This is a genomic window from Bullifex sp. (assembly GCF_034103065.1).
Taxonomy (GTDB): Bacteria; Spirochaetota; Spirochaetia; order Sphaerochaetales; family Sphaerochaetaceae; genus Bullifex.
This window is the reverse complement of sequence record NZ_JAXEGN010000136.1, coordinates 1-9,125: the sequence shown is the minus strand read 5'-3', so window position 1 is coordinate 9,125 and position 9,125 is coordinate 1. Positions and strand designations below refer to the sequence as shown.

Genomic DNA, 9,125 nt, shown 5'->3' with positions numbered 1-9,125 from the left:
CAATCAAGATATTCTTTGCTTTCTTCTTTATATCGACATTTGTAATGTACCAACCGAGAAGAAAATATGTGGTATATCCGGAAGCAAAGTTAAGGTATAGCCTTGAAGAGTAGTTTGCCACAGTAAATCCAAAGATATTTTTGAATATGCCAAGGAAAGTCGGAATAAAGTTTCCGCATACGGAAAGGATGATGAAGTATAGGATATATTTGCTGTTCTCTCTTTTTATAAACAATCTCAAGACAGGCGTTATCAGATAAAGACCGATGATCATGTACATATACCATATGTGAGGATAAAGAGTTCCGGCAAAATTAAAGATGTAATCCAAAATGCCGACACCGCTTACCATGCTATAAAATATCCCGTAAACAATCGACCAAATTACCAAGAGTACGACCATCTTCAACAGGTGTTTTCTGAAGAATGATTTGGCATCGAAGGGCTTGTCCTCATCCAAAAACAATGCACCGCTGACCATCACGAACAGTGGCACGCCTATTCGGGACAAAGAGTCTATGATATTCCCCCAAATGAATTCCGGGGAAGAGACAGGGAACAGGATAACAAATGATGCACTGATGTGTGTCATCAAAACGGTAATGATTGCAACTGTCTTGATTATATCCAGACTTTTATTCCAGATTCGTTCTTTAGCCATAGATAGCCTCCGTTTTTGTAAATTATAAAACTCACATGTGATGAAAAACAAGGGTCATAATCCTATCCTTCTTTCTAAAATAAGATTTAAGGTATCACCTTCCTGCGGATCTATAGTTACATCGTCATTCTCTTTGTATTCTACTTCTTTATCGTATGCGTAATTTCACCCCTAATTTAATTAAAAAGGACAGCTTGTTAAACTGTCCTTATGAATAAAAGATTTAATTGGTTAAATACAAATTTAATTGTTACACCCTCTAAGAACAAAAGGTCCTGTTCTACCTTCAAGAGGTTTAGCTTCAGCAATCCTTTTTCTAAGTTCAATAACATCATCAAGCTTACACTTACCAGGCAGCAATGCTCTCCATGCTTCCTTATCACCATTCTTAATCCTGTTACAATTAAGGAACAAATGTGCAAGGTAATCAGTTGGGTTAATACCAAGGTTTCTACAAGATGTAATCAAAGAAAAGAAGAAAGCAGAAATATCAGCTCCAGTAGTTGTTATACAGAAGAGGAAATTATTATAGTCAATAATCCACTTGTGAATCATTTGTTCGACTCTATTATTATTGCCGTTAGCACAGTAATAATCCAAGAACATAGTAAGCTAATCAGTCACCTCCTTAAACATTAAGTCTATGGAGGAAAGACCTCCACTTCGTAGGAGCAACATGGAGAGAACAACCAAGAGATTTCAGTTTTGAGTTCTCTTCTTTAGCTATTCCCATACATTATTACTTTATAAATAAATACTGTTATATTACATACTTTTATGGTAGTATAATTAAATATTTTCAGTTTTTAAAATAAATAGAAACATTTGGGAGAGATATGAAAAAACTATTTGTTTTGCTTTTATGCATTTTAATATCAATAGTATTTATAACAAGTTGCTCTAAAAACGCTAGCATAAGAGAGAAAAGTGCTGAGGAAGAACAAGAAATAACTAAGGAAAAAGTTGTTGTTGCTTGCTGGGGAAACCAAATGCTAGATACTTATACATCTTATCTATGTGAGAAATTTCCTCAAGTTGAGTTTGAATTTGTTCTTGCTACAAACTCTACAGATTACTATCGCTTCCGCCAAGACCATGATGATATGCCAGATATATTAACTGTAAGACGTTTTGCTCTTAAAGATGCCGTACTCTTAAAGGACTATCTTTATGATTTATCAAATACAGAATTAGCAAGTAAATATTATGGTTCCTACCTTGATAGCTATACTTATGACGATGGGTCTGTTAACTGGCTCCCAACTTGTGCAGAGGTAGATGGATTTATTATAAACAAGACATTATTTGATGAAAATAATATTCCAATTCCAACAGATTACAGCAGTTTCATTGCGTCATGTGAAGCCTTTGATGAAAGAGGTATTCGCAGCTATGTATCTGATTTTGCTGCTGATTACACATGCATGGAGGTCTTGCAAGGTGTATCTATTCCTGTCCTTCAGAGTATGGAAGGCAGAAAATGGAGAGTTCAATATGAAAGTGGTATGACTAATCAACTTTCAAAGGAAGTGTGGTTACCTGTATTTGAAAACTTCTTTGATTTTGTTGAAAAAGTTGGCCTTGGCAAAGAGGATGCTAATTATCCAAATAGAACACCTAAAGATATGTTCAGCCAGGGAAAGGCTGCAATGTATAGAGGTACAGGGGCTGATGTAATTACCTTCCCTGGCCGAGGAAATGATGAAGTATTATTAATGCCTTACTATGGAAGTACTTCAAATGATAATTGGTATTTAACATACCCAACATTCCAAATTGCGGCTTCCAATAAAGGAATGGATGATCCAAAGAGAGAAAAACTAATTCTAGATATTATGGATGCCATGGTTAACCAACAGGGCCAAGATCATATTTCCTATGGAAAAAACATGGTGCCTTATAGGAAAGATGTAACATTAGAATTAATGCCAGAAATGGATAATATTAAACCATATATTAATCTAAATAAGCTTTATATCCGTCTTGCATCAAATGAAATGTTCCGTATATCAAAAGATGTAGTACAAATGATATTAAAAGGTGAAGTAAAAACACCTGAAGAAGCATTAGATGCATTTAATATGGAACTTGCAGGTGAAGAACCAGGTAAAGAAATCGTTGCTCATATCGATACGTATTATTCTAATGATTTTTCTCCAGAATATGGTAACCAAGCTGCTTCAGCTATTGCAAATACAATGCGTTCTATCTCTGGTGTTGATTTTGTCTTTATGCAATCTTGTTATGTTGCGAGTGATATCTATTCCGGTTATTACTCTCAAAAGGATTTGTCATATATTGCTAAAAATGATGGTGGTTGGCCAGGTTATGTTGAATTAACAGGGGACCAGCTTTACACTTTAGTCGAAGCAACTCTTTCTATGACTGGAAATCGCGGTGCTGTATGCAATGACAGTACATTATATGTATCTAGTGGCTTTGAGATGGATATTACCAAAAAAGATGGTAAATATACCTTAAATGCATTAACAGTTAATGGCATTGAGCTTGATAAAGATAAAAAATACTCTTTAATTATTTATGGTGATAGAGATTGGTATATGACTGAGGTGATGAATAAAATAGGTATTACAAGTGTTGATACAAATGGTCCAAAAGCAGAAGAATATTTAACAGAGTGTCTAGTTAATCAAGCAAGACAGCTTGAGGCCTCTAGCAAATATATAACTCTTAGATAAATAGTATTTAAGGAAAAGCAAATGCAAGAGAAAAGTATTTTAAAAAAATATCTTTTGCCAATTGCTTTAGCTATGATTTTAGTCATTAGCTTGGTATTGGGTGTTCTTTATATGCGTAATTTCTTAATGGAATTAACTGTTAGAGAACGCTCTAACCAATTAAAAGAAATTGTGACTCAAATTCAAGCAAATCTTACCAGTGGCCTTGAGACTCACTGGAATCTTGTTTTGGGAATGGAAAAAACTCTATCTAGTAAGCGTTTTGATGAAGATGATGATGTTTGTGGTATCATTGCTTACTTAGAGAATGTGTATTGTACAGAACTCTATGGCTGTAAAGTAATGCTTATTGACTCACAGGGAAATGCATTCCTAAGTAGTGGTTCTATTGGTATTTGGAATGATATAGCACATTTAATAGGTGATAAAAGACGATATACATTTATTTCAGAAACAGATCAAATTGATGGTTGCTATTTAGTTTTCTCTCAAGAATTTGAACACGTTATTGAAATTGAAAACGATATAAGCTTTTCTCATATTGTCTTATTAAAAGATATTCAAACTGTAAAGCAGTATTATACAACTACAACCTATGGAGGAAGTGCTGCAACATACATTATTAGAGAAAATGGAATACTTGCTTATTACGATGCAGTAGATGAAGATGTAATAGGAGCTAGAAATATTTTTAAGGCATTGAGAGAGGTGGAGTATGTTCAGCATGATAACTTTGAAATAGTCAAAGAACAATTAGATAAAGAAGGAATTGTTGCTACTGAAATAATAATAAACCAAGCAGAATATTATTATTGTCTTACTAAGCTTGGTTCTTACAATATGACACTAATGCTACTAATTCCAGCTGATAAGATTGCAATTAATACAATGAATATGATGAATGCAACTATCCGAACAGAGACAATTATTGTATTAGCTATGGTAGGATTATCTATTTTGGCTATTACTAGTTTTGTTAATGTTCAAAGAAGTAGGCAAATTGTTAAGTTAGAACAAAAAAACAATAGGGAATTAAATCAACTTCGCTTAGTAGCTGAATCTGCAAATGCTGCAAAAAGTACGTTCTTAAATAATATGTCTCACGATATCAGAACACCGATGAATGCTATTATTGGATTTACCAATATTGCATTAAAGCAAAATCCTTCAAGTTCGATTAAAGATTGCCTAGAAAAAATAAGTGATAGCTCAGAGCATTTATTAACATTAATAAATGATGTTTTAGACATCAGTCGTATTGAAAGTGGAAAAATTCAATTTAGTCCTGCTCCAACAAATATTAAACAGGTAAATGAAACGGTAGTAAATATTGTTTATGGCTTCTTAGTCAATAGAAGTATTAATTTTGAATTTTATCAAGAAGAACCAATTAGTGAATATGTATTAACCGATGCAGTTAGAATTAGAGAGATTTTAGTAAATATTTTAGGTAATGCAGTTAAATTTACAGGAGATGGAGGATCAATAAAGTTCTCTGTACATTATCTTTCTGCTAGTAATGGTAACACCGTAATAGCAAAATATGTAGTATCTGATACAGGTGTTGGAATGAGCAAAGAATTTATAAATCATATTTTTGATGAATTTTCTCAAGAAGAAAATAGTGCTCGTACATTGTATAAAGGTACAGGCCTTGGAATGACTATAACAAAAAGATATGTAGATTTGATGGGTGGAAAAATATCAGTTGAGAGTGAGAAGGGAGTTGGTTCTATATTTACAGTTGAAATTCCAATGAATATTTGTACTGTTAGTAATTTCGTAGAAAATAGTTATTCTTCTAATAAAGTAGACTTAAAGGGGTTAAAAATTCTATTAGCTGAGGATAATGATTTAAATGCAGAGATTGCAATTTATCAACTAGAAGAGCATGAAATAAATGTCACGAGAGTATGTAATGGAGAAGAAGCTGTTAAGATATTTAATGATAATCCTCCATATACTTTTGATTTGATCCTTATGGATGTAATGATGCCAAAGATGAATGGCTATGAAGCTACAAATCAAATTAGAAGTTTAATTAATCATCCTGATTCAAAAAGTATTCCAATTATTGCAATGACTGCAAATGCTTTTGCAGAAGATGTTGAATCTTCATTGGCGGCAGGGATGAATGACCATTTGTCTAAGCCAATAAATGTTGAAGAGATGGTTAAAACAATAGTACGAAATATTACAAAATAATTTTTTACTGTAATTATCTATTGAAAGGATTCACCATATTTGATTTATGGTTAAGTTATTCATTTTTCAGTTAGAGATTTTCCATAATACTATAGTATAAATGATACATAGACTCACTTTGTTGTAATTACACATAAGGTACTATAAGAGGACGATGAATATCGTAGATGTTTTAAGGTTAGTGGTGATGATTATCCATGTATTACTCATTTGGGAATATTTTGAATATCTATATGAAATAGGGAACAAATAAAAAGGCAAAAGTATCTTGGCATGTATTTATACGCTACTCATTAGTGTACCTAATATATATTATTCAATGTTCAACCTATACTTTTAAGAATATTATTTTGTCTTTTGATTTTATATCTTATTGAAAGGTACATTACTTAAAAAAGTTAATGTAGCTATGCTTGAAAGAGATTAGTGTATTATTTGTTTTCCCAAAAAAAGATTTTAAACTGGAATTATACAATTTGTAATTTTTTTTTTAAAGAAAAACTATTATGGTATAATTTAAAGACATTTGTAGATCAAAATCATGAATAGACTTAATGATAAAGTAATTATTGTCACTGGTTCTACAAGCGGAATAGGAATTGGAATTGCAAAACTTTGTGCAAAGGAAGCTGCTCATGTTGTTATCACTGGACGAAATGTAGAACGTGGTCAGAAAGTTGTTGATGATATTATTAAAGATAGTGGAGATGCTTGGTTTCATTCGTTTGATTTAACAAGTCGTGAAGCAATGCATTCTTTAATTGTTGATGTTGCAGAGAAATATGGAAAAATAGATGTTTTAATCAACAATGCAGCAGGAATGGGAATGAAGGATGGGCGTGTAGATGAATTATCATTGGATGAATTCAATGCAGTAGTAACCACAGATTTAGGTGGTACATTCAACATGATTAAGGAAGTTTTACCATATTTATTAAAGAATGAAAAAGGTGGAAACATAATTAATATTGGCTCAATGGCTAGTGTAGGTGGAGATGTAGGTACAATAGCATATGCATGTGCAAAATCTGGAGTTGATAAACTAACTGAGTATGTCGCTTGTATGTATGGTTCAAAAGGTATTCGCTGTAATTGTGTAAGACCAGGTTTAATTGTTACTCCTCAAAATGAAGCTCGCATTCCTTAAGCACTAAAGGATATTTTTCTTTCAAATATTCTTGGAACACGTTATGGTGTACCTGAAGATATTGGCCATCTTTGTGTATACCTTGCAAGTGATGAAGCCGAATATATGAATGGTCAAGTTTTAACTTGCGATGGTGGATTAAACTCGCATACTCCAACTGCTGCACAGTTCAGACAATTAGCTAGTCGCACTTGGTAATATCATTGGTTTTCTAACCGAAAATAAATATATTCTATAGAATTAAAATCGCTATTAGTTACTATTAGCGATTTTTATGTCATTTTATCTACCACTGATTTTTACAATTGATTTGCGAAAGCTTTTCATGTAATTTAACGTGAAAACTATTTGATTGATTAATTAAAAAACCACTGAAGAATTAATCCTCAGTGGTAATAAAATCTTATGTTGTATTAGTTAATTAGTATATCCGCTTTCTTGAAGAGCTTTTTCGACTATATCTAATAGTTCATTATACCTTTCTTCAGAAATCTTATTATCATTTAATACATCAGATGCTTCTTCTAAGAATACTTCATATGAACTATCTATATTAGAACATGGATAGCCTTTTCTATTAAGCTCAAGCTTTGTTATAACTGCAATATATTCATCTTTTAATTTTTCAGGTAGTTCACTAGGCTTGATTTTTAATGACTTATTAAAAGGAATAAACCAATTGCCTTCATCTGAGTGTCTATTAAAAATTTCAAGTAGCTTATCTGCTTCATCCCAAGTGTATTTTTCTAAAAATTCAGGTGGAAGTGGAGCGAGCTTCGAAGTATCTTCATCTACCTTAACAAAGAGATGGGAAAGCAATGATAAAACATTAACACACTTTTCAGGGTCTAAATAGAATGTTTGATCATAATACTCATTGTCATCTAAAATAGGATTAGATGAATCGAAGAGATTTACTAAAATCATTTTTTGTTTTGGATTATCCTCAGCTTCGAAAGCCTCTCTATCAACGCTATCATTAAAGTCGAAGTAAGCAAAATCCGGTAAAGCTTTTCTTAAAGCCTTATAAACATCTTCAGGTGAGTTGTCTTTATTGATGTTTTTAATAGCTATCATCACATTTAAGATTAGAGATACACATTCTTTTGCAGCTTTAATGTCATCGTCAACAACGTACACACTGAAATCCTTCCATTTGCTATCAGTTTTGACAAAACTGAATGATGGACAACAACGCACATAACGCTTTCTTGAATCCATAATGCCTCCCAAGTTTAGCTAAGTGACACTTCATCAGATGTGAGATTCAAAAGAGAATCATACTTTGAGTACAATTGTGAAAGAAGTAATCAATTTGCTCGCTTTTCTTCTTATAGTTTAACTATTACTTTGACTAGTTGTAAAGTTTAATCTTTTTTATCCTAGTTTTTGGTCTTTTTTTTCTTATTAAATAAAAAAGTATAAATATTTTAACCTTGTGATAAAATTTATTTATTCTAAAGAAAGGTAGGTAGAATATGGAAAAGAAGAAACTATCTCTTGCACTCCAAATCTTTATTGCATTAGTAATTGCAATAATTGTTGGATTATTGCTTGGAACAAAAGGTGCACCTTTTGCGAACAGCTACATCAAACCATTTGGTACAATATTTTTAAACTTAATTAAATTCATAGTTTGTCCAATAGTACTTGTATCAATTATCAATGGTATTGTTTCAATGAAGGATATTAAAACAGTAGGATCTGTTGGCCTAAAAACTATCTTATTCTATCTATGTACAACAGCTATAGCTATTACAATTGGTCTAGCTGTTGCATCTCTTGCTAAAGGATTATTCCCTGTTGTTGCAACAACTGATTTAACTTATTCTGCATCTGCCTCAACATCCTTTATGGATACTTTAGTAAATATTTTCCCTTCTAACTTCTTAACCCCGATTACAAATGCTAATATGCTACAGATAATTGTTATGGCTATTTTATTAGGATTTTCAATAATTCTAGTTGGTGAAGAGAAAAATAGTGGAGTAATAGAAGCATTTGAGAAGATTAATGCTATTTGCATGAAATGTATGGAATTAATACTTAAACTTTCTCCAATTGGTGTCTTCTGCTTACTCTGTCCAGTAGTAGCTGCTAATGGAGCAATGATATTAAGTTCACTTGCAATAGTATTGTTAGTTGCATATGTTTGTTATATCTTGCATGCTGTAATAGTATATTCATCAACAGTATCACTTATTGGTGGCATTAGCCCATTAAAGTTTTTTAAAGGAATGATGCCTGCAATTATGTTTGCTTTCTCCAGTGCATCATCTGTTGGTACTCTTCCAATTAATATGAAGTGTGTTGATGATCTTGGTGGTGATAATCAAGTGTCCTCATTTGTATTACCGTTAGGTGCAACAATTAACATGGATGGTACGGCAATATATCAAGGTGTATGTGCAAT

The 9,125-nt window shown here is 32.2% G+C and carries 6 protein-coding genes and 1 pseudogene; 4 read left to right on the top strand and 3 right to left on the bottom strand.

The genetic code is table 11. The features are described from left to right. A partial coding sequence (locus SOY52_RS05305; RefSeq protein ID WP_320847936.1) for an acyltransferase occupies positions 1-661 on the bottom strand: 661 nt, incomplete at its 3' end. Between the two features lie 243 nt (positions 662-904). After that, positions 905-1,267 (bottom strand): hypothetical protein, encoded by a 363-nt coding sequence (locus tag SOY52_RS05300; protein ID WP_320847935.1) that lies wholly within the window; start codon positions 1,265-1,267, stop codon positions 905-907. A gap of 230 nt (positions 1,268-1,497) precedes the next feature. Between SOY52_RS05300 and SOY52_RS05295 the strand changes: the two genes are divergently transcribed. From SOY52_RS05295 to SOY52_RS05285, 3 genes and pseudogenes are all read left to right on the top strand, one after another. Then, entirely contained in the window at positions 1,498-3,360 is a 1,863-nt protein-coding gene (locus SOY52_RS05295; protein WP_320847934.1) for an extracellular solute-binding protein, read from the top strand. 21 nt (positions 3,361-3,381) lie between these two features. Continuing rightward, on the top strand, positions 3,382-5,565 hold the full coding sequence (locus SOY52_RS05290; RefSeq protein ID WP_320847933.1) for an ATP-binding protein: 2,184 nt from the start codon (positions 3,382-3,384) through the stop codon (positions 5,563-5,565). A 541-nt stretch (positions 5,566-6,106) separates the two neighbouring features. After that, positions 6,107-6,910: pseudogene (locus tag SOY52_RS05285) on the top strand (SDR family NAD(P)-dependent oxidoreductase). 219 nt (positions 6,911-7,129) lie between these two features. On the opposite strand, the gene SOY52_RS05280 reads toward SOY52_RS05285, so the two are convergent. After that, on the bottom strand, positions 7,130-7,933 hold the full coding sequence (locus tag SOY52_RS05280; RefSeq protein ID WP_320847932.1) for a hypothetical protein: 804 nt from the start codon (positions 7,931-7,933) through the stop codon (positions 7,130-7,132). Between the two features lie 257 nt (positions 7,934-8,190). Between SOY52_RS05280 and SOY52_RS05275 the strand changes: the two genes are divergently transcribed. Beyond that, positions 8,191-9,125 (top strand): dicarboxylate/amino acid:cation symporter (locus tag SOY52_RS05275; RefSeq protein WP_320847931.1); only part of this gene is annotated, 935 nt, incomplete at its 3' end.